Consider the following 24,815-nt stretch of genomic DNA (forward strand, 5'->3'; position numbering starts at 1 on the left):
GTCCCGCCGGGGCCGGGGTCGACGACGTCGGCCGGCGTCTCGAGCAGCTCGATGACACGGCGCCACGACGCGACGGCGTTCTGGGCCTCGGTGATGACCTGGGTGGCCATCTGCGCCGGGCCGACGAAGAGCGTGATCAGGAAGATGAACGCGATGACCGTGCCCATCGACAGGTTGCCGACGACCCCGAGCCAGACCCCGATGCCGAGTGCTGCCGCGTTGGCGACGCCACCGACCAGGATCGCGGAGGCGAACGTGATCGAGACGATCGTCTGCGCCTTGACGTTCGAGCGGTAGTTGGTGTCGATCGCGGCGTCGATGCGCTGTTGCGTGCGCCGCTCGATCGCGTAGGAGCGGACGACCGAGGCGCCCACGACGGGCTCGGCGATCGTCGTGAGCAGGTCGGCGACGGTCTGGCGCACCCGGTCGTACGCGACCGACATCCGCTCGGCGAACAGCTTGAGGCTCAGCGCCAGCGGCACGAAGACGACGATGACGACGAGCGTCAGCTGCCAGGACAGGAACGCCATGACGATCGTGGCGACCAGCATCTGACCGATGCTGAGCACCAGGATCATGCCGGTCGACTGCAGGAACAGCGAGATCTGGTCGATGTCGGAGGTCACCCGCGAGACCAGCGAGCCGCGCCGCTGCGTGTTCTGGGTCAGCATCGACAGGTCGTGCACGTGGCGGAACGCCCGCACCCGGAGCTGGGTCAGGCCGCGCTCCGTGCCGGTGAAGATGCGCACCTTCGCCAACCAGCTCGCGACCCCGGAGACCACCAGGAGCAGCGCCGCGAGGGTCACCACGAGGAGAATGCGGCCGGACTCGACGCCGCCGTCGGTGTCGCCGAGGCCGGAGTCGACCGAGCGCTGCACGACGATCGGCACGAGCGAGCTGCCGGCGGTACCGAGCAGCGCCAGCAGCACCGTGCGGCGCCAGCCCTCGACGATCGCCGGGCTCAGCGACAGGCCGCGGCGGATGATGCGGAGGCTGCCCTCGCGCTGCGTGTCGTCACTCATGGTCGACCTCCGTCCGGGCCTGGTCGTAGGCGTCCACCAGGTCGCGGTAGGCGGGCGAGCGGTCGCGGAGCTCGGCGTGCGTGCCACGATCGGCGATGAGGCCGTCGGCGAGGTGCACCACCTGGTCGGCCAGCGCGATCGTGGCCTTGCGGTAGGCGACGACGAGCACGGTGGGCCCGGCCGCGCCGTGCGAGCGCTCGGCGAGCGCCCGCAGGATGCGCTGCTCGACCGCGGGGTCGAGCGCGCTCGTCGCGTCGTCGAGCACCAGCAGGCGCGGCTCGCGCACGAGAGCGCGCGCCAGGGACAGGCGCTGACGCTGGCCACCGGACAACGAGGTGCCGCGCTCCCCCAGCTCGGTGTCGAGTCCCTGCGGCAGCGCCTTCACGAAGGCCTCGGCCTGCACCGTGCGCAGGACGTCCCACACCGCCTCGTCGTCGACGTCGGCATCGAGCGTGACGTTGCTGCGCACGGTGTCGTCGAACAGGAACGTCGCCTGCGGCACCAAGGCCACCGCGGCGGCGAGCTGGTCGTGATCGATGTCGGCAGCCGGACGTCCGTCGAGCAGGACCTGACCCTGGTCGGCGTCGACGAGCCGCGTCACGAGCGATGCGAGGGTGCTCTTGCCGCTGCCCGTGGAGCCCACGACGGCGGTGACGCTGCCCGGCAGGACCTCGAGGTCGAGGTCGCTCAGGACGGGCTCACCGGGTTCGTAGGCGAACCCGAGCCCGTCGACGCGCAGCGAGAGCGCGCCGTCGCCCGGCAGGTCCGCCGTGCCGTAGGGGAACCGCGTGGGGTCGTCGAGCACGCCACGGACGCGGTCCCAGCCCACGACGGTGCGCGGCAGCTCGGCGAGCACCCAGCCGATCGCGCGCACCGGCATCGCGACGATGGTGAACAGGTAGGCGATCTGCACGACGTCGCCGGGCTGCGTGGCGCCGGACTCGATGCGTCCGATGCCCAGCAGCACGACCAGCAGCACGCCGATGCTCGGGAGCGCCTCCAGCACCGGCTCGAAGACCGCGCGCACGCGGCCGACGCCGATGTTGGCGTCGCGGAGCTCCTCCGACGCGGCGGCGAACCGTGCAGTCTCCTCGTCCTCACGGCCGAGCGACTTCACGACCAACGCTCCGTCGAAGGACTCGTGCGCGACCGAGGAGACGTCGCCGCGCAGGCTCTGCGCCTGGGCCATCCGGGGGCCCTGGCGGCGCTGGTACACGACGTTCAGGACGAACAGCAGCGGGAACACGACGAGGCCCACCACGGTCAGCACCGGGTCCGCGGCGAGCATCGTGGCGACCGCCGCGATCAGCATCGCGATGACGCCGATCGCCATCGGGAGCGGCATGAAGACGCTCCAGATGGCCTCGACGTCCGCGTTGGCGTTGGAGAGCAGCTGGCCCGTCGGGTGCGACTGGTGCCACGAGACCGGGAGCTGCAGGTACTTGCGGGTGACGCGGCGGCGGTCGCCGGCCACGAGCCGGTAGTAGACGATGCCGCCGATGAGACGTCGACCGACGACGCTGACCATCCGCAGGATCGACACGCCGATGAACAGCAGGGTGCCCGCGACGAGCGCTCCCGTGGCGACGTCGCCGTCCTCGAACGAGGGGCGGATCACGTGGTCGGTGGCCCAGCCGAGCACCCAGGCGTCGGCGACCGTCATCGCGCCGAACAGGACCGAGAAGAGGGTCGCCAGCGCGAACAGCGCCTTCTGGCGCCCGATGCCGATCCCGAGCACGCGGAGGCCCCGACGGGTCAGGTCGGTCGTGTCAGTGCCTCCGAGATTGTCCAGGGAGGTCATCGAACGGTGTGGCCGGCGGCGCGCAAGGTGTTCTTCACGTCCTGGATGGTGAGGCTGCCGAAGTGGAACACACTCGCGGCGAGCACGGCGTCGGCACCGGCCTCGACTGCGGGAGCGAAGTGCTCGAGCCGTCCGGCGCCGCCGCTGGCGATCAGCGGCACCTGTGTAACGCTGCGGACCGCCCGGATCATTTCCAGATCGAAGCCCTGTTTCGTCCCGTCGGCGTCCATCGAGTTCAGCAGGATCTCCCCAGCGCCCAGCTCGCTGGCGCGGCGCACCCACTCGACGGCGTCGATCCCGGCGCTCTGACGGCCTCCGTGGGTCGTGACCTCGAAGCCGCTCGGCTGGTCCGGTGCGCGACGCGCGTCGACGCTCAGCACGAGCACCTGGTTGCCGAAGCGCTGCGAGATCTCGGCGATGACGTCGGGGCGCGCGATGGCCGCGGTGTTGATGCCGACCTTGTCGGCGCCGGCGCGCAGGAGGCGGTCGACGTCGTCGGGGGTGCGCACGCCACCACCGACCGTCAGCGGGATGAAGACCTGCTCGGCGGTCTGGCCGACCATCTCGTAGGTCGTGCTGCGGTCGCCGCTGGAGGCCGTGATGTCGAGGAACGTCAGCTCGTCGGCGCCCGCCGCGTCATACACGCGCGCCATCTCGACGGGGTCGCCCGCATCACGCAGGTCGACGAAGTTGACGCCCTTGACGACCCGCCCGGCGTCGACGTCGAGGCACGGGATGACGCGGACGGCGAGGCTCACGAGCGGGCGGCGCCCTTGGTGATCGCGAGCGCCTCCTCCAACGTGAACTGGCCGGTGTAGAGCGCGGTGCCGGCGATCGCGCCCTCGACGCCGATGCCGACCAGGCCGGAGAGCGCGCGGATGTCGTCGAGCGTGGTGACCCCGCCGGACGCGACGACCGGGCGATCGGTGCGCGAGCAGACGTCGCGCAGCAGCTCGAGGTTGGGGCCCTGCAGCATGCCGTCCTTGTTGACGTCGGTCACGACGTAGCGCGCGCACCCCTCGCTGTCGAGGCGAGCGAGCGTCTCGTGGAGGTCGCCGCCGTCGCGGGTCCAGCCACGGGCGGCGAGCGTCGTGCCCCGCACGTCGAGGCCGATCGCGACGCGGTCGCCCCAGGTGGCGATGGCCTGCGCGCACCACTCGGGCTGCTCGAGCGCGGCGGTGCCGATGTTGACGCGACGGCAGCCCGTGGCCATCGCGGCCTCGAGGGACTCGTCGTCGCGGATGCCGCCGGACATCTCGACCTGGATGTCGAGGCGGCCGACGATCTCGGCCTGCAGCTCGCGGTTCTGACCGTGGCCGAACGCGGCGTCGAGATCGACCAGGTGCAGCCACTCGGCGCCGGCCTCCTGCCAGCGCAGCGCCGCCTCGATCGGGTCGCCGAACGCCTTCTCCGACCCGTCGACGCCCTGCACCAGCTGGACGGCCTGGCCGCCCTTGATGTCGACGGCGGGCAGCAGCTCCAGGTAGTCACTCACGCCCGTGATCGTATCGCTGACCCTTCCCGCCCCGGTGGGCGGTGACTTAGCGTCCGTTCGACCGGGGAGCGGTGAGTCAGCGTCCATTCGCTGGAGCGAAACGGACGCTGACTCACCGCCACCGGCGGGAATGGACGCTCACTCACCGCTCGGGGGTGGTGGGTTGTCGGTGGGCGGTCGTAGCGTCGGCGGCATGAGCACCCACACCGTGATCCTCGTGCCCGGGTTCTGGCTGCAGGCCGACTCGTGGGCGGACGTCAGTCCCGTCATCGCCGAGGTCGGCCACCAAGTCGTGGCCCTCACCCTTCCGGGCCTGGAGTCGGTCGAGACCGACCGCGCCGGCATCGGGCTGGCCGAGCACGTCGCCGCGGTGGTGGCCGAGATCGACCGGCACGACGAGCCGGTCGTGCTCGTGGGTCACAGCGGCGGCGGCACCGTCATCCACGCCGCCGTGGACCAGCGCCCCGAGCACGTGTCACGCGCGATCTACGTCGACTCCGTGCCGATCCCCCACGGGCTCGCGACGAACGCCAACCTGCCCTCCGAGGGCCCCGACCTCCCCCTCCCGTCGTGGGACGTCTGGGGCGGGCCGGAGGGTGCCGACCTCGCCGGGCTCGACGAGGCCGCCCTCGCCAACTTCCGCGCGCGGGCCGTGCCGCATCCCGCAGCCGCGGCCAGCGACGAGCAGCAGCTCTCCGACGACCGTCGCTACGCGGTGCCCGCGACGGTCATCATCACGACGTTCACCCGTCAGCAGATCGACGAGTTCATCGCGGCCGGCGAGGACGAGGTCGCCGAGCTCCCGAAGCTGCACGACGTCACGTACGTCGAGCTCCCCACGGGCCACTGGCCGCAGTTCTCGCGTCCGAAGGACCTCGGCGAGGCCATCGCCGCCGCGATCGGCTAGAGCGTCGCGATCCAGTTCTCGAGGAGGCGGCGCCCTGCGTCGCCCGACTTCTCGGGGTGGAACTGCGTCGCCCACAGGGGGCCGTTCTCGACGGCGGAGACGAAGCGGTCGCCCTCGTAGTCGGTCCAGGTGACCTCGGGCTGCTTCACGGGCCCGCCCGGCGTGATCTCCCACGAGCGGACGCCGTAGGAGTGGACGAAGTAGAACCGCTCGTCGGCCAGGCCCGCGAACATCACCGAGTCCTCAGGAGCCTCGACCGTGTTCCAGCCCATGTGCGGCACGATCGGCGCCTGCAGCCGCTCCACCGTGCCCGGCCACTCGCCGCAGCCCGCGGTCCGCACGCCGTGCTCGATGCCTTCGGCGAACAGGATCTGCATCCCGACGCAGATGCCGAGCACGGGACGGTTCGCGATGAGACGACGCTCGATCAGCCGCTCGCCGTCGACCGACGACAGACCGGCCATGCACGCGGCGTACGCACCGACGCCCGGGACCAGCAGTCCGTCGGCCTCGGCCGCGACCGCAGGGTCGGCGGTCAGCGTGACCTCCGCGCCCGCACGCTCGACCGCGCGCACGGCGGACCGCACGTTCCCCGACCCGTAGTCGAGGACCGCGACGGACGGCTGCGCTGACCCGCGAGGGGCCACTACAGCGCGCCCTTGGTCGACGGGATGCCCGTCTCCCGAGGGTCGAGCTCGACGGCCTCGCGCAGCGCGCGCGCCAACGCCTTGAACTGGCACTCGGCGATGTGGTGCGGGTCGCGGCCCGAAGTCAGGGTCATGTGCAGCGTCAGACCCGCGTGGTGCGCGATCGACTCGAAGACGTGCGAGGTCAGCGAGCCGGAGTACTGGCCGCCGATCACCACGGTGATCTGCCGCTCGGGCTCGCCGGTGTGCACGAAGTACGGTCGTCCGCTCACGTCGACGGTGCACGTGGCGATCGCCTCGTCCAGCGGGACCGTGGCGGTGCCGTACCGGCGGATGCCCGACTTGTCGCCGAGCGCCTCACGCAGCGCGTCGCCGATCGCGATCGCGGTGTCCTCGACCGTGTGGTGGGCGTCGATGTGCAGATCGCCCTCGGTGCGGACCGCGAGGTCGATCAGGGAGTGCCGCGACAGGGCGGTCAGCATGTGGTCGTAGAAGCCGACGCCCGTGGAGATGTCGTGGTGCCCCGTGCCGTCGAGGTCGACCTCGACGACGACGTGGGACTCGGAGGTCTTCCGCTCGATCCGAGCACGGCGGGGTCCGCGCTCGGGGGCGGTGTCGGCGCTGTGGCTCATGTCGTGGTCACCTCCTGGAGGGCTGTGTGGAACGCATCCATCTCGGCCGGCGTGCCGATCGAGACGCGCAGCCATCCTAGGGGGCCGGTCTCCCGGATCAGGACGCCCCGGTCGACCAGGGCCTGCCAGACGGCGTGCCGGTCGTCGAACGTCCCGAACAGGATGAAGTTCGCGTCGGACTCGGCGACCTGGAAGCCGGCCGCGCGTAGTCGGTCTGCGCTGCGGTCGCGCTCGACCCGCAGGGCGTCGACCTGGGCCAGCAGCTCGTCGGTGTGCCGCAGCGCCGCCTCCGCAGTGGCCTGCGTGACCGACGACAGGTGGTACGGCAGGCGCACGATCCGCAGGGCGTCGACGATCGCCGGGTCCGCGGCGAGGTAGCCCAGCCGGCCACCCGCCAGCGCGAACGCCTTGCTCATCGTGCGGGTCACGATCAGACGCGGGAACTCGGCCAGCAGCTCCAGCGCCGACGGCGTGCCTGCGCGGCGGAACTCTGCGTACGCCTCGTCGACCACGACGATGCCCGGCGCCGACTCCAGCACGGCTCGCGTGTGCTCCGGGTCGAGCGCGGTGCCGGTCGGGTTGTTCGGCGAGGTCAGGAACACGACGTCCGGCTGCTCGGCCTCGATCAGCGCCACGGCGGCGTGGGCATCGATGCCGAAGTCGTCACGTCGCTGACCTGCGATCCAGCGGGTGTGGGTGTTGCGCGCGTACTCGGGGTACATCGAGTACGTCGGGGCGAACGACAGCGCGGTGCGACCCGGTCCGCCGAACGCCTGCAGGATCTGCTGCATGACCTCGTTGGAGCCGTTCGCGGCCCAGACGCCCGCGGCGTCGACGCCCGCGATCTCGCGCGAGAGGTACGCGGCGAGCGCCGTGCGCAGGCCCCAGGCCTCGCGGTCCGGGTAGCGGTTCAGGCCCAGCGCGGCAGCCCGCACCGAGGCGGCGACGTCGTCGGCCGCCACCTCGCTGGGGCCGTAGGGGTTCTCGTTGGTGTTGAGGCGCACGGGCACGTCGATCTGCGGGGCGCCGTACGGCTCCTCGCCCCGCAGCTCGTCGCGCAGCGGTACCCAGTCAGGGGTACCGGACCCCGGGCGGCGGTCAGACATCGCGGTTCAGCCGGACGCTGACGGCCGCGCCGTGCCCGGGGAGGTTCTCGGCCTCCGCCAGGGTCACGACGTGCGGACCGACGTCGCGCAGGGCGGCCTCGGAGTACGTGATGACCTGCATGTTCTTGCAGAACGCACGCACGGACAGGCCCGAGGAGTGGCAGGCGCACCCCGCGGTCGGCAGCACGTGGTTCGACCCGGCCGCGTAGTCACCGAGCGAGACGGGACTGAACGAGCCGACGAACACGGCGCCCGCGTTGACGATCCGCTCGGCGACCGCGCCGGCGTCCTCGGTCTGGATCTCGAGGTGCTCGGCGGCGTAGGCGTTGGCGACCTGCACGGCCTGGTCGATGTCGCGGACCAGGACCGTGCCGGACTGCTGGCCCTCGAGCGCGGTGCGGATCCGGTCGACGTGGCGCGCCGCGGAGACCTGCGCCGGGAGCGCCGCGTCGACGCGGTCAGCCAGGTCCTCGCTGTCGGTGATCAGCACCGAGGCAGCCATCGGGTCGTGCTCGGCCTGGCTGATCAGGTCGGCGACGACGAGCTCGGCATCGGCCGACGCGTCGGCGATGATCGCGATCTCGGTCGGGCCGGCCTCGGAGTCGATCGCGACGGTGCCCTGCAGGTACCGCTTGGCGGCCGCGACGTAGATGTTGCCCGGGCCCGTGATCAGGTTGACCGGGGCGCACTCGCCTCCGCCGTACGCCAGCAGCGCGAGCGCCTGCGCGCCTCCGGCGGCGTAGACCTCGTCGACGCCGAGCAGCGCGCACGCCGCGAGGATCGAGGGGTGCGGCCAACCGCCGTGGTGCTTGCTGGGCGGGCTCGCGAGCGCGATGCCCGTGACGCCGGCGACCTGGGCCGGGACGGTGTTCATGACGACCGTGCTGACGAGCGGCGCGAGCCCGCCGGGCACGTAGAGTCCGACCCGCTGCATCGGCACGATGCGGCGCTCGACGACGGCACCGTCGGCGACCGTGGTCGTGACGCTGTGCTCGAGCTCGGCCTCGCACGTGACCCGCAGACGCTCGATCGAGACCTCCAGCGCGGTCCGCACGGCTGGGTCGAGCTCGGCGAGCGCGGCGGTGAGCACCTCGCCCGGGACGCGCAGCGAGGCGGGGCGCACGCCGTCGAAGCGCTCCCCCGCGTCGAGCACCGCGTCGGCACCGCGGACGCGGACGTCCTCGCAGATGGGGCGGACGGCCTCGAGCGCCTGCTCGACGTCCACCTCGGCTCGCGGCACGGCATGGCCGTAGACCGACGCCCACTCGGAAGGTTCGGGAGTCAGCTGGCGCAGGTCGAGACGTCGCATCACGGGCTGAAGTCTACGGAGGCGGCGGCGTAGGCTGCGCCCCGTGTCGGACGCCTCCTCCTCCACCGCCCTGCGCCAGCCCGTCGTCGCCGGCCTCGTCGCGGCGCTCGTGGGTTTCACGTCGTCGTTCGCGGTGGTCATCGCCGGGCTCCGCGCCGTCGGGGCGAACCAGGCGCAGGCCGCGAGCGGACTGCTGGCGCTCTGCGTCGTGTTCGGGCTCATCATGCTCGTGCTGGCGACCTGGACCCGGCTGCCGCTGTCGTTCGCCTGGTCCACGCCGGGCGCCGCGCTCCTGGTCAGCACCGGCACGGTCGAGGGCGGGTGGGCCGCGGCAGTCGGTGCGTTCCTGGTGACCGGCGTGCTCCTGGCGCTGACCGGGCTGGTTCCCGCTCTGGGACGCCTGATCGGTCGGATCCCGGTGCCCCTCGCCCAGGCGATGCTCGGCGGCGTGCTGCTGCAGCTGTGCCTCGCACCGTTCGTCGCCGTCGCGGACTCCCCCGCGCTGATCGCCCCGATCCTCGTCGTGTGGCTGCTGGCGACCCGGTGGATCCCGACGTGGGCCGTCCCGATCGCCTTCGGCGTCGCGCTCGTGGTGATGGCGGCCGACCTGGTCGCCAGCGGAGCCACCGTGCCGAGCAGCGAGCTCGTGCCCGCCCTGACCTGGACCTCACCGACCTTCACGATCGCCGCCGTGGTCGGCATCGCCGTGCCGCTGACCGTCGTGACGATGGCGTCGCAGAACATCCCCGGCGTCGCGGTCATGTCGTCCTACGGCTACCGCGTCCCGTGGACGCCGAGCATGGTCGCTGCGGGAGCCGGCACCGCCGTCGTCGCCCCGCTCGGCGGGCACGCGATGAACCTCGCTGCCCTGTCGGCGGCGCTGACCGCCGGCGACGGGGCAGGCCCGCGGGACCGCCGGTGGATCGCCGCGGCCACGGCCGGCGTCGCGTACCTCGTCCTGGGGCCGCTGTCCGGGGCTCTCGTCGCCCTCTCGGCCGCCGCTGCCCCCGGGATCGTGGAGTCGGTCGCCGGCCTGGCGCTCCTCGCCGCCTTCGCCGCTGCCCTGCGCGGAGCGCTGGACGATCCGGACCACCGGACCAGCTCGGCCGTCGCGTTCCTCGTCGCGGCCTCGGGACTGACGATCCTGGGCGTCGGGGGCGCGTTCTGGGCGCTCGTCCTCGGCCTCGCGGTGCGCTGGGGCATCGAGCGGCCACGGCCCTCCGAGGACGTGTCGAGGTGACCGGGACGGGCACGCCCGCGACCGAGGTGCTGCGCGCGGCCGGCGTGCCGCACACGCTGCACGCCTACGACCACGACCCGCGGGCCAGCTCGTACGGGCTCGAGGCGGCCGAGGCGCTGGGCGTCGACCCCGACCGGGTGTTCAAGACCCTCATGATCGACGTCGACGGCACCCTGGCGGTCGCGGTGGTCCCGGTCAGCTGCACCGTCGACCTCAAGGCCGCGGCGTCCGCGCTCGGCGGCAAGCGCGCCTCGATGGCCGACCCGGCCGCCGCGCAGCGGGCCACGGGCTACGTGCTCGGCGGGATCTCCCCGCTCGGCCAGAAGAAGCGGCACCGCACGGTGCTCGACGAGACGGTCGAGCTGTGGGACACCGTGCTGGTCTCGGGCGGGCGCCGGGGCCTCGACCTCGAGCTCTCAGCGCTGGACCTGATCGACCTCACCGAAGGGATCGTGGCGGGCATCGGTCGCTGACTCGGCGGCGAGCCACCGACGCTCGTCCTCACGGGCCTCCGCGCGCGCCGACGGGTTGAGGCCGACACCCGGCAGCAGACCCGCGATCGAGGCGATCGACCACACCAGGAAGGCCGCCGGGAACGTGATGGCGAGCTGGTCAGGAACCATGTCGCCCGCCGACAGGCCGGTGACCGAGCTGGGATCGGGCGGGCCCCACAGCATGCCGAGCTGCCAGCTGATCAGCGTGGCGGCTCCACCGGCCGCAGCGGCCGCGAGCACGAGCGGCCAGCCGACCGGGCGAGCCAGGACGCCCATCAGGAACCCGATCAGCAGACCGCCGACCGCGGCGACCGCCATGAAGGTCAGGGTCACGCCGAACTGGTCGGCCACGGCGACCTGGTCCATCTGGAGCCCGCGGTCGGTGGCGGTCCATCGCGCCGGGTCGGCCAGCTGCGACCAGGCCAGTGCACCGGCCACACCCGTGAGCACCGTGGTGGCCAGCACCGTCAGCGCCCACCTCATGCGAGGCAGTTCGGGCCGAGGAGCTCCTTGAGGTCGGCGATGAGCGCCGACGACTGGGTGACTCGGTACGCCTTGTCGAGACGCATGGTGCGCGTGCCCGAGGAGCCCACGAGGCGCAGGTGCACCTCGCTCGCGCCGGGATGGGCACCCAGGACCTGCTTGAATCTGGTGATCATGTCTGCGGTACAGCGTGCCACCGGCATGGTGACGGCGATCGGCGCCTCACTGCCGCCGGTGCTCATGGCCGGCATCGTGACCTCGGTGGCCATCAGGTCGAGGCCCTCGTCCTTGCGGCGGATACGGGCCTTGACCGCCACGACGGTGTCGTTGCGCAGGACGTCGGCGGCCAGCGCGTAGGCCGCCGGGAACACCATGACCTCGACCGAGCCCTCGAGGTCCTCGATCGTGACCGAGGCCCACGTGTCGCCCTTCTTGGAGAGGCGACGCTGCACGCCGGTGATGAGGCCGCAGAGCTTGACCATCGAGCCGTCGGGCCGCTCGGTGTCGGTGACGAGGTCGACGATCGAGAGGTCGCGGCTGGCCTGCAGGACGTGCTCCAGGCCCAGCAGCGGGTGGTCGGAGACGTACAGGCCCAGCATGTCGCGCTCGAAGGCCAGCAGCTGGGTCTTGTCCCACTCCGGCACCGGCGGGATCGTGATCGACACGCCACCGCCCGCGTCGTCGCCCGGGCCGCCGAACAGCGAGTCCTGGCCGATCGCCGCGTTGCGCTTGAGGTCGAGGTGCTGGTCGACCGCCTCCTCGGCGATCGTGACGAGCGCCCGGCGGCCGTGCTTCATCGAGTCGAAGGCACCGGCCTTGATCAGCGAGTCGAGGACGCGCTTGTTGCAGACCGTGAGCGGGACCTTCTCGAGGAAGTCAGCGAAGTCGACGTAGGCGCCCTTCTCCTCGCGGGCCTCGATGATGCCGCCGACGACGTTCTCGCCGACGTTGCGAATCGCGGTGAGGCCGAAGCGGATGTCGGTGCCGACGGAGGCGAAGTTGGCCTGTGACTCGTTGACGTCGGGCGGCAGCACCTGGATGCCGAGCCGCCGGCACTCGCTGAGGTAGATCGCCGACTTGTCCTTGTCGCCGCGCACGCTGGTGAGCAGCGCGGCCATGTACTCGGCCGGGTAGTTGGCCTTGAGGAACGCGGTCCAGTAGCTGATGACGCCGTAGGCCGCCGAGTGCGCCTTGTTGAAGGCGTAGTCGGAGAACGGCAGCAGGATCTCCCACAGCGCCGTGATGGCCTGCTGCGAGTAGCCGCGCTCGAGCATCCCGCCCTGGAAGCCCGCGTACTGCTTGTCGAGCTCGGACTTCTTCTTCTTGCCCATCGCGCGGCGCAGGTTGTCGGCCTGTCCCAGGCTGAACCCGGCCAGCACCTGGGCGATCTCCATGACCTGCTCCTGGTACACGATCAGGCCGTAGGTCTCGCCGAGCACCGTCTCGAGCGGCTTCTCGAGCTCGGGGTGGATCGGCTCGATGGGCTCGCGGCCGTTCTTGCGGCGCGCGTACTTGTTGTGCGAGTCCGCACCCATGGGGCCCGGGCGGTACAGGGCGCCGACGGCCGAGATGTCCTCGAACTTGTCGGGTCGCATGCTGCGCAGCAGGGCACGCATCGGGCCGCCGTCGAGCTGGAAGACGCCCAGGGTGTCGCCGCGCGACAGCAGGTCGTAGGTGGCCTGGTCGGTGAACTCCAGGTCCTCCAGGACGACCTCCTCGCCCCGGTTGAGCCGGATGTTCTCGAGCGCGTCGTCGAGCACCGTGAGGTTGCGCAGGCCGAGGAAGTCCATCTTGACCAGCCCGAGCGCCTCGCACATCGGGTAGTCGAACTGCGTGATGATCGCGCCGTCCTGGTCACGGCGCATGATCGGCACGATGTCGATCAGCGGCTCGCTGCTCATGATGACGCCGGCGGCGTGCACGCCCCACTGGCGGATCTGGCCCTCCAGGCCCAGCGCGGTGTCGTAGATCGTGCGGACCTCGGCGTCCTGGGAGTGCATCTCCCGGAACTCCTTGGCGTCGTTGTAGCGCGCGTGCTGGTCGTTGAAGAGGTCGCCCAGCGGGACGCCCTTGCCCATGATGTCGGCGGGCAGCGCCTTCGTGATCTTCTCGCCGAGCGGGAAGTCGTACGACAGCACGCGGGTGGCGTCCTTGATGGCCTGCTTGGACTTGATGCGGCCGAACGTGGCGATCTGGGCCACGCGCTCGGTGCCGTACTTGCGCGAGACGTAGTTGATGACCTCGCCGCGACGACGCTCGTCGAAGTCGATGTCGAAGTCGGGCATGGACGGGCGCTCGGGGTTGAGGAAGCGCTCGAAGATCAGGCCGTGCGTCAGGGGGCAGAGATCGGTGATGCGCAGCGCGTAGGCCGCGATCGAGCCGGCTCCCGAGCCACGGCCCGGGCCGACGCGGATGCCGTTCTCCTTGGACCAGTTGATGAAGTCGGCGACCACGAGGTAGTAGCCGCAGTAGCCCTTGGTCTTGATGACGTCGAGCTCCATCTCGACGCGGGCGCGAACCGCGTCGGTGAGAGCGTCGCCGGGGTAGCGGGCCTCGATGCCGCGCCAGACCTCCTCGACGAACCAGCTCTCCTCGGTCTGGCCGGGCGGGACGTCGGCCTTGGCCATGTAGCCGCCGGTGTTCTCGCTGAACTCCATCTCGCAGCGCTCGGCGATGAGGAGGGTGTTGTCGCACGCCTCCTTCATGCCGTAGGAGTCCTCCCACAGCGCGCGCATCTCCTGCGCCGACTTGATGTAGTAGCCGCCGCCGTCGAACGCGAACCGCTTGCCGCCCTGGGCGTAGGTGGGTTCGGACAACCGGCTGCCGGAGTTGACGCACAGCAGCGCCTCCTGCGCCGAGGCGTCCTCCGGGTTGTTGTAGTGCGAGTCGTTGGTCGCGACCGGCGGGATGCCGAGCTCCTTGCCGAGCCGCAGGAGGTCGTCGCGGACGACCTTCTCGATCGACAGGCCGTGGTCCATCAGCTCGAGGAAGAAGTTCTCCTTGCCGAAGATGTCTTGGAACTCGGCCGCTGCGGCGCGGGCCTCGTCGTACTGACGCAGGCGCAGGCGGGTCTGGATCTCGCCGGACGGGCAGCCCGTCGTGGCGATGATGCCCTTGCCGTACCGGTTGAGGAGCTCGCGGTCGGCGCGCGGCTTGAAGTAGTAGCCCTCCAGGCTCGACAGGGACGACATCCGGAACAGGTTGTGCATGCCCTCGGTGCTGGTGGCCAGCATCGTCATGTGGGTGTACGAGCCGCCGCCGGAGACGTCGTTGCCGCCCTCCTCCTCGGAGTCGCCCTTGCCCCACCGGACCCGGCGGCGCTCGGAGCGGTGGGTGCCCGGGGTGAGGTACGCCTCGAGGCCGATGATCGGCTTGACCCCGTGCTGGCGGGCCTTGGACCAGAAGTCGTAGGCGCCGTGCAGGTTGCCGTGATCGGTCATCGCGATGGCGGGCATCCCGAGGCCGGCGGTGCGCTCGAAGAGCCCGTCCAGCAGGGACGCCCCGTCGAGCATCGAGTACTCGGTGTGGACGTGCAGGTGCACGAAGGACGAGTCACTCGGCATCGCGTGGACGGCCTCCTCACGGCTGGGCCGCGGGTGCCCCGGGTCGGGGATCGCGGCAAGGGTGTCAGCCTAGTCGAGGCCACCGACAGGTCATCGGCGCCACGCCTGCGCCCGGCCCGGGACCGGCCCTCAGCGGCCGCGCGCCGCCTCGAACTCGGCGATGATCGACGCGACCTCCGTGGCGTGACGCTCCTCGGACGCGATCAGGGCGTCCTGCAGCTCACCGACCTCGGCGGCGTGTCGGCGGTCGGCGTCGGCCTGGCTCTCCTGGAGAGCCGTGACCTCCGCCTCACGCACGGCGAGCCGGGCGCGCAGGGTGTCGATCTCGCGCAGGCGCTGCACGACGTCGGCGAGCTCGTCCTCCCGATCGGACAGGGTGCGCAGCAGGCTGCCCACGCGGGACTCGAGGTCGTTGACGGTCTCGCGGGACTGGGCGAGGTCGGCGGCGACCTGCGCGGCTCGTCCGGTGCTGGCGGTCAGCTCGGCGATCTGGGCGTCGCGCTCCCGCACGGACCCACGCAGCGCGTCGGCGCGCTCGGCGCGCTGGGCGATCTCGGCCCGGAGGTCGGCGATCAGGCTCTCGCGGTCCGCGTCGCCGGCGCGCAGCTCCTGCAGGCTCGTCCGGCTCTCGGCGAGGCGGCGGTCGCTGTCGGCGAGCCGGGCCCGCACCTGCTCCACCTGCTCCTGCAGGTCGCCGAGGCGGTGCTCACGATCGGCCAGACGACGGTCCCGGTCGGACAGTCGGGCACGCAGGTCCTCGAGCTCGTGGGCCGTGCTGCCGGTGGCCGACTCCTGCTCCTGGACGCGCACGCGCAGCGTGCGGACCTCGGCCTCGCGGTCGGACAGCCGGGCACGCAGGTCCTCGAGCTCGTGGGCCGTGCTGCCGGTGGCCGACTCCTGCTCCTGGAGCCGCACCCGCAGGGCTCGGATCTCGGTGTCGCGGTCGACCAGGAGTGCCTCGCGCTCGTCGAGCAGCTGCTGCACGCTGTCGACCGCGTGGCCACCGTCGACCATCGCGAGCTGGGCGCGCTGCAGGTCGCCGTCGCGCTGGTCGAGCTCGGCCCTGAGGTCGGCGGCATCGCCACGGACCTGGGCGACCTGCGCGTGGAGGTCGGCCTCCGCCCGTCGGGCTGCCTCCAGCTCGGTGCGCAGACGCTCGAGCTCACCGGACTCGACAGGCGCCGGCTCGGCGCGTCGAGCGCCGGCCGACGGGCGCTGCGTGGGCGTGCGGCCGAGCTCGGCGGAGGCGGAGTGACGGCCCGGATCGGTGTCGTGCAGGCGCGCCTCGGTGTCCTGCGTGTCGTCCAGCGCCATCAGGGCGCGTCGCAGGATCATGTCGTCGGCGTTGGCAGGCTTGTTCACAAGTGCTTTCTCGGGGTCGTCCCTCCCTGCGCCAATGGTAGGGCGCGGGTGTCAGGTCTGTCGGTAGGTCGACAGAAATTCGCCGAGACGGCCGATCGCCTCGGCCAGATCGCGCGACCACGGCAGGGTGACGATGCGCAGGTGGTCGGGGTCGGGCCAGTTGAAACCGGTGCCCTGGGTGATGAGGATCTTCTCCGACTCCAGCAGGTCGAGGGCGAACTGCTGGTCGTCCTTGATGGGGTGGATCTCGGGATCGAGCCGCGGGAAGACGTACAGCGCGCCCTGCGGCTCGACGACCGAGACGCCGGGGATCTTGCGCAGCTCGGTGACCGCGGTGTCGCGCTGCTCGAGCAGGCGTCCGCCGGGCAGGATCAGCTCACGGATCGACTGGTACCCACCGAGCGCGACCTGGATCGCGTTCTGCGCGGGCACGTTGGGGCACAGGCGCATCGACGCCAGCAGGGTGATGCCCTCGAGGTAGTCGCGCGCCCGCTCCAGGGGGCCCGTGACGGCGAGCCACCCGGCCCGGTAGCCGCAGACGCGATAGGCCTTCGAGAGGCCGTTGAACGTCAGCGTCAGGACGTCGGGGGCGATCGTGGCGAGTGCGTGGTGCACGGCGTCGCCATAGAGGATCTTGTCGTAGATCTCGTCGGCCATCAGCACGAGGTCGTGCTTGCGGGCGAGCTCGACGATGCTCTCGAGGGTCTGCTTGCTGTAGACCGCGCCGGTCGGGTTGTTCGGGTTGATCACGACGATCGCCCGCGTGCGATCGGTGATCTTGGCCTCGAGGTCGGCCAGGTCGGGGTTCCAGTCGTTGTCCTCGTCGCACCGGTAGTGCACGGGGGTGCCGCCGGCGAGGTTCGTGACCGCGGTCCACAGCGGGTAGTCCGGGACCGGGATCAGGACCTCGTCGCCGTTGTTCAGCAGCGCCTGGAGGGCGATCTGGATGAGCTCGGAGACGCCGTTGCCGATCCACACCTGGTCGATGTCGAGCGGCGGGAAGTCCTCGATCAGCTGGTAGTGGTGCACGACGGCGCGGCGCGCCGACTGGATGCCGCGCGAGTCGGAGTACCCGGCCGAGCCCGGGAGCCCGGCGATGACGTCCTGCAGGATCTCGGCGGGCGCGTCGAAGCCGAACGGCTGCGGGTTGCCGATGTTGAGCTTGAGGATGCGGTGGCCCTCGGCCTCCAGGCGGGCGGCTCGGGCGCTGACGGGTCCCCGGATGTCGTAGAGGACGTCTCTCAGCTTCTCGGACTGGCGCACCACACTCATGTCGCCATTGTGGCAGGAGCACTGCCGTGACCTGCACCGCCGCAGGAGGCCACTTGCGAACTCGTGGACTCCTGCGTCGGACGGTGGGCCGGGCTCAGCGGCTGCTGGCGATGCGGTACTGACGCACCGACAGCGGGACGAAGACCACCAGGATGAGGACGACCCAGATGAGCGTGTACAGCACGGGGTTCTGCATCGACCAGACGTCGGGCACCGGCACGGCGTCGGAGGTGTTGCCGAACAGCTCGCGCACGGCCTGCGTGACCGCCGACACGGGGTTCCACTCCACGACGGTGCGCAGACCGCTGGGGAAGGACTCCAACGGCACGAACGCGTTCGAGACGAACGTCAGCGGCATGATCACGAGGAACGAGGCGTTGTTGATGACCTCGACGCTCGGCACCAGCAGTCCGATGTAACCCATGACCCAGCTGATCGCGTAGGCGAACAGGATCAGCAGCGCGAACGCCGCGAGCGTGTCGAGCACGCCCTCGCGGGCCCGCCAGCCGACCAGGAGGCCGGTGAGCGCCATGATGACGAGCGACAGGACGTTGTAGATGATGTCGCTCGTGGTGCGTCCGACGAGGACCGCCGAGCGCGACATGGGCAGCGACCGGAACCGGTCGATGATGCCCTTCTGCATGTCCTCGGCCAGGCCCGCGCCGGTGAACGTGGCACCGAAGACGACCGTCTGGGCGAAGATGCCGCCGATCAGGAACTCCTTGTAGTCGAGTCCGGCGCCGGCGTCGATCGCCCCGCCGAAGACGTAGGCGAACAGCAGCACGAACATGATCGGCGAGAGCAGGACGAAGACCAGGATCTCCGGCACCCGCTTGATCTTGATGACGTTGCGCTTGGCCACGACCCAGCCGTCGGTCGCGACGCGCAGGGGGCTGGTGCGGGTGGTGCTCATGAGCGGACCTCGTCCTTCGTCTCGGTGCCGGTCTCGTCGTCCTCGGCGGCACGCCCGGTCAGGGTCAGGAAAACGTCGTCGAGGGTGGGCCGCCGCAGGCCGACGTCGAGCAGCTCGACGCCGTCGGCGCGCAGGGTCTGCAGCACCTGCATCAGGCGGCCGGCACCGTCGTCCTCGACCGCGGCCGTGACCGACCTCCGCGTCGGATCGGTCTGCACCTCACCGTGGGCCACGGCGGCGAGGGCCCGCGCGGCGTCGTCGATGCGGGCGACGTCGGCCACGACGGCCTCGATGCGCTCACCGCCGGTGTGCGACTTGAGCTCGTCGGCCGTGCCGCGGGCGATGGCCTTGCCGTGGTCGATCACGACGATGTCGTCGGCCAGGAGGTCGGCCTCCTCGAGGTACTGGGTCGTGAGCAGCAGCGTGGTGCCGTCGGACACGAGGTCGCGGATGACGGCCCACATCTGCTGGCGGCTGCGGGGGTCGAGCCCCGTGGTGGGCTCGTCGAGGATCAGCACGGGCGGCTCGGCCACGAGGGCGCCCGCCAGGTCGAGCCGGCGGCGCATGCCGCCGGAGTAGGTCTTGGACGGGCGGTCGCCCGCGTCGGCCAGGTCGAACCGGTCGAGCAGGTCCCGCGCCCTGACGCTGGCCTTCTGCCGGCTCATGCCGTACAGCCGCCCGACCATCTCGAGGTTCTCGAACCCGGTCAGGTGCTCGTCGACGGCCGCGTACTGGCCCGACAGCCCGATGCGCGCGCGAACGCCCATCGGGTCGGCCAGCACGTCGATGCCGGCGACCTGCGCCGTGCCCTCGTCGGGCTGCAGCAGCGTGGCCAGGATGCGCACCGCCGTGGTCTTGCCGGCGCCGTTCGGGCCCAGCAGCCCGAGGACCGTGCCCTCGGGCACGACGAGGTCGAGCCCCGCCAGGGCCGTCGTGTTCTTGTACCGCTTGACCAGGCCGGTCGCGCGAATCATGTCGGTCATGGGGTCAGACTGCCGCAGGGGGCGGACATTTCTCGAGGTTCTGGGTGAATTCGCGGGGGCGGCGGCCCAGGGCGCCTGGATCTGACGGCTGCCGGCGGATCGGACAAGCGGCTACGGACCACGCAGCGGGGCGGGGGCGCGATGATGCGTCCGGGCTGCTCCAGCCACCGAAAAGCATCGTCCTTCGCCTGCGACGACGGAGGTCGGGGGAAAACGGTTGCCAGGGCGACCGCAAACCCTCGACCTCGGTCGCCGGCAGCGCGCGGGCGCCCGGGGCACCCCTCGCCCGTTGTCCTTGCCCGCTTGTCCGATCCGACCTCCCAGGCCGAGATGCCGGACCCTGCCGACGACCTCAGTCCAGCGAGCGGATCAGGTCGAGCGCGTGCTGGAGGTCGGCGGGGTACTCCGAGGTGTAGCTGACCGGCTCGCCCGTGCGGGGGTGCACGAAGCCGAGGCCGACGGCGTGGAGCCACTGGCGCTCGAGGCGGACCTTCTTGGCGAGCGTCGGGTCGGCGCCGTAGAGCGGGTCGCCGACGCACGGGTGCTTGAGGGCGCTGAGGTGCACGCGGATCTGGTGCGTCCGGCCCGTCTCGAGCTTGATCGTCAGCAGCGACGCGTAGCGGTGCGCCTCGAGGGTGTCGTAGTGCGTGACGCTCGGCCGACCGTCGGCGCGCACCGTGAACTTGAAGTCGTGCTTGGGGTGGCGCGCGATGGGCGCGTCGATCGTTCCGGTGTGCGGATCCGGGTGCCCCTGCACGAGCGCGTGGTAGGTCTTGTCGACGACCCGGTCGCGGAAGTACTGCTTCATGACGGTGTAGGCGTGCTCCGACTTCGCGACCGCCATCAGCCCGCTCGTGCCGACGTCGAGCCGGTGCACGATGCCCTGGCGCTCGGGCGCGCCGGAGGTCGAGATGCGGTAGCCACGAGCCGCGAGCGCGCCCAGCACGGTCGGACCGTTCCAGCCCACGCCCGGGTGCGCCGCGACGCCGACCGGCTTGTTCACGATGACCAGGTCGTCGTCGTCGTGCACGATCGTGAGGTCGTCGACCGGGATCGCCTCGACCGTGACCGCCGCGACCGCCGGGATCGTGGCCTCCAGCATCGCGCCCTCCCAGACGCGGTCGGACTTCGACGGCGCCGAGCCGTCGAGCACGACGTGCCCGTCGGCGACCAGCTCGGCCGCGCGGGACCGGGACAGACCGAGCAGTCGCGCCAGGGCGACGTCGACCCGTTCTCCCTCGAGACCCTCGGGGACGGAGATCACCCTGTGTTCGCTCACGGGGTCATTGTCCCCGATGCTCACCCGTGCTCGGACCGTCGGTCTCCGTCTCGTCGCCCACGTCCTTGTGCGAGGTCGTCGCAGCACGCTGCGTGTCGGTGAGCCCGTCGAGGCCCACGCCGCGCCAGGACTGCCACAGGATCAACAGCGCGGCGACCGTGAGGTAGATGTCGGCGACGTTCCCGACGAAGAATCCGCCGTAGTCGATGAAGTCGACCACGTGACCGTGCAACGGCTCGGGCGCGCGGAACAGCCGGTCCGTCAGGTTGCCGGTCGTGCCCGCGAGCAGGAGACCCAGGGCGACGGTCCACGTGCGGTCCTGCAGGCGGGAGGCGAGCCGCACGACGACGATCGCGACGCCGATCGCGATGAGCGTCAGCACGATCGTCATCGAGTCACCCAGCCCGAACGCCGCCCCGCCGTTGCGCAGGAAGCGCAGCTCGAGGACGTCGGGCACGAGCCGGATCGGGTCACCGCCCTCGAGGCGGGCGACGGCCCAGACCTTGGTGAGCTGGTCGATCGCCCAGGCGGCCACGACCCCGACGGCGAAGCCGATCAGCAGGCGACGGTGGGAACGCACTCCGTCACCGCTGCCCCCGGGGGCGCTGGTGCTCAGCGACGCTCCTCGCGCTGCTTGCACGTGATGCACAAGGTCGCGCGGGGGAAGGCCATCAGGCGGTTCTTGCCGATCGCCTCACCGCACGACTCGCACTGGCCGTAGGTGTCGTCGGCGAGGCGGTCGAGCGCCTTCTCGGTCTGGTAGAGCAGCTCGCGCTGGTTCGCGGCGAGCGACATCTCGGCGTCGCGCTCGAGTCCCTTGGACCCGACGTCGGCCTGGTCGTTGCCGGCTCCCTCGACGCCGTCGTCCAGGATGTCCTGCAGGTCGCGAGCGGTCTGCTCGAGCTCGGTGCGCAGACGATCGCGATCGGCCTCGAGCTCGGTCTTGACCTCCGCCAGCTCGGCATCGGACCAGGGGTCCTCGTCACTGCGGACCAGGAGCGTCGTCTTGGGCATGCGCCGGACAGTAGACGCCCGCGCCAAGCGTGGCAACTCGGCTCCCCGTCGACCTCCGACCACCGCTCCGTAGAATCGCGCGTGTGACCTCTCCCGCCTCGCCCGACACCGGATCCGCAGCCACGTACAGCGCGGTCCCCGCCCAGATCGACCTTCCCGGGCTGGAGCGCGAGATCCTCGACCTCTGGGAGTCCGAGGGCACGTTCGCGGCGAGCCTGTCCGAGCGCGCCGACGCTCCCCGCTGGACGTTCTACGAGGGCCCCCCGACGGCCAACGGCGTGCCCGGCACGCACCACGTCGAGGCGCGCGTCTTCAAGGACGTCTTCCCGCGGTTCAAGACGATGCAGGGCCACCTCGTCGAGCGCAAGGCCGGCTGGGACTGCCACGGCCTGCCCGTCGAGATCGCGGTCGAGAAGGAGCTGGGCTTCAACGGCAAGCCCGACATCGAGGCCTACGGCATCGCGGAGTTCAACGCGAAGTGCCGCGAGGCCGTGCTGCGCAACGTCGGCCAGTTCGAGGACATGACCGACCGGATGGGCTACTGGACCGACATGGCCCACCCCTACCGCACGATGGACTCCGAGTACGTCCAGAGCGTCTGGTGGGGCCTGCGCCAGATCTTCGACAAGGGCCTGCTGGTCGAGGACCACCGGGTCGCGCCCTACTGCCCACGCTGCGGCACGACGCTCTCCGACCACGAGCTCGCGCAGGGCTACGAGACGATCGTCGACCCCTCGGTCTACGTCCGCTTCCCGTTGACGAGCGGCCCGCACGAGGGTGTCGACCTGATGGTCTGGACCACCACGCCCTGGACGCTGGTCTCCAACACCGCGATCGCGGTCCACCCCGAGTACACCTACGCCGTCGCCCGCAACGGCGACGACCGAGCGATCGTCTTCGAGGGCCTCGTCGAGAGCGCGCTGGGCGAGGGCTGGACCGTCGAGGAGACGTTCTCGGGGCGCGACATGGAGCGCTGGACGTACCAGCGCCCGTTCGACCTCGTCGACGTGCCCGACGCGCACTACGTCGTGCTCGCCGAGTACGTCACCACCGACGACGGCACCGGCCTGGTGCACCAGTCCCCCGCCTTCGGCGCCGACGACATGGCGGTCTGCAAGGCGTACGGCCTGCCGGTCGTCAACCCGATCACCTCCGACGGCCACTTCGAGGCCGACGTGCCTCTGGTCGGCGGCGCGTTCTTCAAGGAGGCCGACGCGGCACTCGTGGCCGACCTCAAGGCGCGCGGCCTGCTGTTCGCGAAGCTCGACTACGAGCACTCCTACCCGCACTGCTGGCGCTGCCACACGCCGCTCATGTACTACGCCCTGCCCGCCTGGTACATCCGCACGTCGCAGATCAAGGACCGGCTCATCGCCGAGAACGAGGACACGTCCTGGTTCCCCGAGACGATCAAGCACGGTCGCTACGGCAACTGGCTCGACAACAACCAGGACTGGGCGCTGTCGCGCTCCCGGTTCTGGGGCACTCCCCTGCCCATCTGGCGCAACGACGCCGACGCCTCGAAGCTCGTGTGCGTCGAGTCCCTCGCGCAGCTCTCCGAGCTCACGGGCCGCGACCTGACCGACCTCGACCCGCACCGCCCGTTCATCGACGACGTGACCTTCGAGGTCGCCGGTGAGCCGGGCACCTACCGGCGCGTGCCGGAGGTCATCGACGTCTGGTTCGACTCCGGCTCGATGCCGTTCGCGCAGTGGGGCTACCCGCACGTCGAGGGCTCGACCGAGAAGTTCGAGCGCGCGTACCCCGCGCAGTACATCTGCGAGGCGATCGACCAGACCCGCGGCTGGTTCTACTCGCTCATGGCGGTCGGCACGCTCGTCTTCGACAAGTCCTCCTACGAGAACGTCGTGTGCCTGGGCCACCTGCTGGCCGAGGACGGCCGCAAGATGAGCAAGCACCTCGGCAACATCCTGCTGCCGATGCCGCTGATGGACGAGCACGGTGCCGACGCGCTGCGCTGGTTCATGGCGTGCTCCGGCTCGCCGTGGTCGGCGCGCCGCATCGGTCACGTCACGCTGACCGAGATCGTCCGCAAGGTCCTCCTGACGTACTGGAACACCGTCGCCTTCCAGGTCCTGTACGCCCGCGCCGCCGGGTGGTCGCCCGCCGCGGAGGCGCCTGCCGTGGCCGAGCGCACCGTGCTCGACCAGTGGGTCCTGTCGCAGCTGCAGGTGCTCACCACCGACGTCACGGCCGACCTGGAGCAGTTCGACACGCAGGCCGCGGGGGCTCGCATCGCGCGCTTCGTCGACGACCTGTCGAACTGGTACGTCCGGCGCTCGCGTCGTCGCTTCTGGGCCGGCGACCCCGCCGCCCTGGCAACGCTGCACGAGACGATCGACGTCCTGACGCGCCTCATGGCGCCGCTCGTCCCGTTCATCACCGAGCGGGTGTGGCAGGACGTCGTCCGTCCCGTCGATCCCTCGGCCACCCCCTCGGTCCACCTGGCCGCATGGCCCGTGGCCGACCCGACCCTCGTGGTCGACGGCCTCGACGAGCGCGTCCAGCTCGCGCGCCGCATCACCGAGCTCGGCCGTGCTGCCCGGGCCGAGGCCAAGGTCAAGATCCGCCAGCCGCTGCGCCGCGCGCTGATCCCGTCGACGTCGTTCTCGCTGCTCGGTGACGACCTGCGCCAGGACATCGCCGAGGAGCTCAACCTGGGTGGCTTCGAACCGCTGGGCGAGGCGGGCTCGGACCTCGTCGAGTACGCGGTCAAGGGCAACTTCCGCACCCTCGGCAAGCGCTTCGGCAAGCAGACCCCGCAGGTCGCCGCGGCGATCGCCGGGGCCGACGCCGCTGCGGTCGCCCACGCCCTCCAGGCCGGTGGCACCGCGACGGTCGAGGTCGACGGGCAGACCCACGAGGTCTCGGCCGAGGAGGTCGTGGTCTCGGAGCGCCCCCGCGAGGGCTGGTCGGTCCTGAACGACCAGGGCGAGACCGTCGCCCTGGACCTCGAGCTCGACGACGAGCTGCGCCAGGCCGGTCTGGCCCGTGAGGTCATCCGCGCCGTGCAGGAGGCCCGCAAGTCCTCCGGGTTCGAGATCACCGACCGCATCACCCTGCGCTGGAGCGGATCCACTGACGTGGAGGACGCGATCGCCGAGCACGGCACCACGATCGCGGCCGAGGTCCTCGCCACGGAGGTCACGCGGGCGGAGACCGACGCGGACCTCACCTTCACCGAGGCCGACCTCGGCCTCGCCTTCGCCGTCACGAAGGCCTAGCCGCCCCCGTCCCCAGATGTGCGGGCGGGGATGACGAAGGGCCCCGAC

General features: G+C 71.2%; 20 protein-coding genes and 1 pseudogene. 4 read left to right on the plus strand and 17 right to left on the minus strand.

Annotation, left to right across the window (positions count from 1 at the left end):
- The 4 genes and pseudogenes from ABD127_RS06120 to priA all read right to left on the minus strand — a co-directional run.
- Positions 1-1,022, minus strand: a pseudogene (locus tag ABD127_RS06120) (ABC transporter transmembrane domain-containing protein); the annotation flags it as partial.
- A complete protein-coding gene (locus ABD127_RS06125) occupies positions 1,015-2,823 on the minus strand; it encodes an ABC transporter ATP-binding protein (RefSeq protein WP_344198809.1) in 1,809 nt (602 codons plus the stop codon). The pseudogene ABD127_RS06120 and the gene ABD127_RS06125, both read right to left, overlap by 8 nt.
- Positions 2,820-3,581, minus strand: a complete 762-nt coding sequence (gene hisF / locus ABD127_RS06130) for an imidazole glycerol phosphate synthase subunit HisF (protein WP_344198811.1) — start codon at positions 3,579-3,581, stop codon at positions 2,820-2,822. The genes ABD127_RS06125 and hisF overlap by 4 nt, the downstream gene beginning before the upstream one ends.
- On the minus strand, positions 3,578-4,318 hold the full coding sequence (priA, locus tag ABD127_RS06135) for a bifunctional 1-(5-phosphoribosyl)-5-((5-phosphoribosylamino)methylideneamino)imidazole-4-carboxamide isomerase/phosphoribosylanthranilate isomerase PriA (protein WP_344198813.1): 741 nt from the start codon (positions 4,316-4,318) through the stop codon (positions 3,578-3,580). The genes hisF and priA overlap by 4 nt, the downstream gene beginning before the upstream one ends.
- A 193-nt stretch (positions 4,319-4,511) precedes the next feature.
- On the opposite strand from priA, the gene ABD127_RS06140 reads away from it, so the two are divergent.
- Positions 4,512-5,225 carry an alpha/beta fold hydrolase gene (locus tag ABD127_RS06140; RefSeq protein ID WP_344198815.1) on the plus strand — a complete coding sequence of 238 codons (714 nt, stop codon included), beginning with the start codon at positions 4,512-4,514 and terminating at the stop codon, positions 5,223-5,225.
- Here ABD127_RS06140 and hisH read toward each other — a convergent pair.
- Genes hisH through hisD form a run of 4 tightly spaced genes read right to left on the minus strand, consistent with a single transcriptional unit; the run spans position 5,222 to position 8,922 of the window.
- The gene (gene hisH, locus ABD127_RS06145) at positions 5,222-5,872 is read right to left on the minus strand and encodes an imidazole glycerol phosphate synthase subunit HisH (protein ID WP_344198817.1); all 651 of its coding nucleotides are present in this window, start codon (positions 5,870-5,872) and stop codon (positions 5,222-5,224) included. The two genes, ABD127_RS06140 and hisH, sit on opposite strands and share 4 nt — an antisense overlap.
- The gene (gene hisB, locus ABD127_RS06150) at positions 5,872-6,504 is read right to left on the minus strand and encodes an imidazoleglycerol-phosphate dehydratase HisB (protein WP_344198819.1); all 633 of its coding nucleotides are present in this window, start codon (positions 6,502-6,504) and stop codon (positions 5,872-5,874) included. The genes hisH and hisB overlap by 1 nt, the downstream gene beginning before the upstream one ends.
- Positions 6,501-7,610 carry a histidinol-phosphate transaminase gene (locus tag ABD127_RS06155; protein WP_344198821.1) on the minus strand — a complete coding sequence of 370 codons (1,110 nt, stop codon included), beginning with the start codon at positions 7,608-7,610 and terminating at the stop codon, positions 6,501-6,503. The genes hisB and ABD127_RS06155 overlap by 4 nt, the downstream gene beginning before the upstream one ends.
- A complete protein-coding gene (hisD, locus tag ABD127_RS06160; protein WP_425545787.1) occupies positions 7,603-8,922 on the minus strand; it encodes a histidinol dehydrogenase in 1,320 nt (439 codons plus the stop codon). Before hisD ends, ABD127_RS06155 begins: the two co-directional genes overlap by 8 nt.
- A 40-nt stretch (positions 8,923-8,962) precedes the next feature.
- On the opposite strand from hisD, the gene ABD127_RS06165 reads away from it, so the two are divergent.
- Entirely contained in the window at positions 8,963-10,159 is a 1,197-nt protein-coding gene (locus ABD127_RS06165) for a benzoate/H(+) symporter BenE family transporter (protein WP_344198823.1), read from the plus strand.
- Positions 10,156-10,632: a Cys-tRNA(Pro) deacylase gene (ybaK, locus tag ABD127_RS06170; RefSeq protein WP_344198825.1), complete on the plus strand. Its 477-nt coding sequence runs from the start codon at positions 10,156-10,158 to the stop codon at positions 10,630-10,632. The genes ABD127_RS06165 and ybaK overlap by 4 nt, the downstream gene beginning before the upstream one ends.
- Here the strand turns inward: ybaK and ABD127_RS06175 are convergent.
- The 9 genes from ABD127_RS06175 to ABD127_RS06215 all read right to left on the minus strand — a co-directional run bounded on the left by ABD127_RS06175 (position 10,576) and on the right by ABD127_RS06215 (position 21,522).
- The gene (locus ABD127_RS06175; protein ID WP_344198827.1) at positions 10,576-11,136 is read right to left on the minus strand and encodes a hypothetical protein; all 561 of its coding nucleotides are present in this window, start codon (positions 11,134-11,136) and stop codon (positions 10,576-10,578) included. The genes ybaK and ABD127_RS06175 overlap by 57 nt on opposite strands.
- Positions 11,133-14,699: a DNA polymerase III subunit alpha gene (gene dnaE, locus ABD127_RS06180; protein WP_344198829.1), complete on the minus strand. Its 3,567-nt coding sequence runs from the start codon at positions 14,697-14,699 to the stop codon at positions 11,133-11,135. Before dnaE ends, ABD127_RS06175 begins: the two co-directional genes overlap by 4 nt.
- Before the next feature lie 129 nt (positions 14,700-14,828).
- Positions 14,829-16,061 (minus strand): coiled-coil domain-containing protein, encoded by a 1,233-nt coding sequence (locus tag ABD127_RS06185; RefSeq protein ID WP_344198831.1) that lies wholly within the window; start codon positions 16,059-16,061, stop codon positions 14,829-14,831.
- A 51-nt stretch (positions 16,062-16,112) separates the two neighbouring features.
- Positions 16,113-17,333 (minus strand): pyridoxal phosphate-dependent aminotransferase, encoded by a 1,221-nt coding sequence (locus ABD127_RS06190; protein WP_344198833.1) that lies wholly within the window; start codon positions 17,331-17,333, stop codon positions 16,113-16,115.
- A gap of 94 nt (positions 17,334-17,427) precedes the next feature.
- Positions 17,428-18,246 carry an ABC transporter permease gene (locus tag ABD127_RS06195; RefSeq protein WP_344198835.1) on the minus strand — a complete coding sequence of 273 codons (819 nt, stop codon included), beginning with the start codon at positions 18,244-18,246 and terminating at the stop codon, positions 17,428-17,430.
- Positions 18,243-19,229: an ATP-binding cassette domain-containing protein gene (locus ABD127_RS06200; protein ID WP_344198837.1), complete on the minus strand. Its 987-nt coding sequence runs from the start codon at positions 19,227-19,229 to the stop codon at positions 18,243-18,245. The genes ABD127_RS06195 and ABD127_RS06200 overlap by 4 nt, the downstream gene beginning before the upstream one ends.
- 352 nt (positions 19,230-19,581) lie before the next feature.
- Positions 19,582-20,508: an RluA family pseudouridine synthase gene (locus tag ABD127_RS06205; RefSeq protein ID WP_344198839.1), complete on the minus strand. Its 927-nt coding sequence runs from the start codon at positions 20,506-20,508 to the stop codon at positions 19,582-19,584.
- Positions 20,509-20,512: 4 nt separating this feature from the next.
- Positions 20,513-21,088 (minus strand): signal peptidase II, encoded by a 576-nt coding sequence (lspA, locus tag ABD127_RS06210; RefSeq protein ID WP_344198841.1) that lies wholly within the window; start codon positions 21,086-21,088, stop codon positions 20,513-20,515.
- 32 nt (positions 21,089-21,120) lie between these two features.
- Positions 21,121-21,522, minus strand: a complete 402-nt coding sequence (locus tag ABD127_RS06215) for a TraR/DksA family transcriptional regulator (protein ID WP_344198843.1) — start codon at positions 21,520-21,522, stop codon at positions 21,121-21,123.
- A gap of 83 nt (positions 21,523-21,605) precedes the next feature.
- On the opposite strand from ABD127_RS06215, the gene ileS reads away from it, so the two are divergent.
- Entirely contained in the window at positions 21,606-24,767 is a 3,162-nt protein-coding gene (gene ileS / locus ABD127_RS06220; protein WP_344198845.1) for an isoleucine--tRNA ligase, read from the plus strand.
- Positions 24,768-24,815 lie beyond the last annotated feature (48 nt).

This window comes from Aeromicrobium alkaliterrae, from assembly GCF_039529015.1.
Taxonomy (GTDB): domain Bacteria; phylum Actinomycetota; class Actinomycetes; order Propionibacteriales; family Nocardioidaceae; genus Aeromicrobium; species Aeromicrobium alkaliterrae.

What these genes read in the sequence shown, in the direction of transcription:
- ABD127_RS06140 (WP_344198815.1), top strand. Translation starts at nt 4,512, where the DNA reads ATGAGCACCCACACCGTGATCCTCGTGCCCGGGTTCTGGCTGCAGGCC.
- hisB (WP_344198819.1), bottom strand. Translation starts at nt 6,504, where the DNA reads ATGAGCCACAGCGCCGACACCGCCCCCGAGCGCGGACCCCGCCGTGCT.
- ABD127_RS06175 (WP_344198827.1), bottom strand. Translation starts at nt 11,136, where the DNA reads ATGAGGTGGGCGCTGACGGTGCTGGCCACCACGGTGCTCACGGGTGTG.
- ABD127_RS06215 (WP_344198843.1), bottom strand. Translation starts at nt 21,522, where the DNA reads ATGCCCAAGACGACGCTCCTGGTCCGCAGTGACGAGGACCCCTGGTCC.
- ABD127_RS06125 (WP_344198809.1), bottom strand. Translation starts at nt 2,823, where the DNA reads ATGACCTCCCTGGACAATCTCGGAGGCACTGACACGACCGACCTGACC.
- ABD127_RS06155 (WP_344198821.1), bottom strand. Translation starts at nt 7,610, where the DNA reads ATGTCTGACCGCCGCCCGGGGTCCGGTACCCCTGACTGGGTACCGCTG.
- ABD127_RS06195 (WP_344198835.1), bottom strand. Translation starts at nt 18,246, where the DNA reads ATGAGCACCACCCGCACCAGCCCCCTGCGCGTCGCGACCGACGGCTGG.
- dnaE (WP_344198829.1), bottom strand. Translation starts at nt 14,699, where the DNA reads ATGCCGAGTGACTCGTCCTTCGTGCACCTGCACGTCCACACCGAGTAC.
- ABD127_RS06190 (WP_344198833.1), bottom strand. Translation starts at nt 17,333, where the DNA reads ATGAGTGTGGTGCGCCAGTCCGAGAAGCTGAGAGACGTCCTCTACGAC.
- ABD127_RS06200 (WP_344198837.1), bottom strand. Translation starts at nt 19,229, where the DNA reads ATGACCGACATGATTCGCGCGACCGGCCTGGTCAAGCGGTACAAGAAC.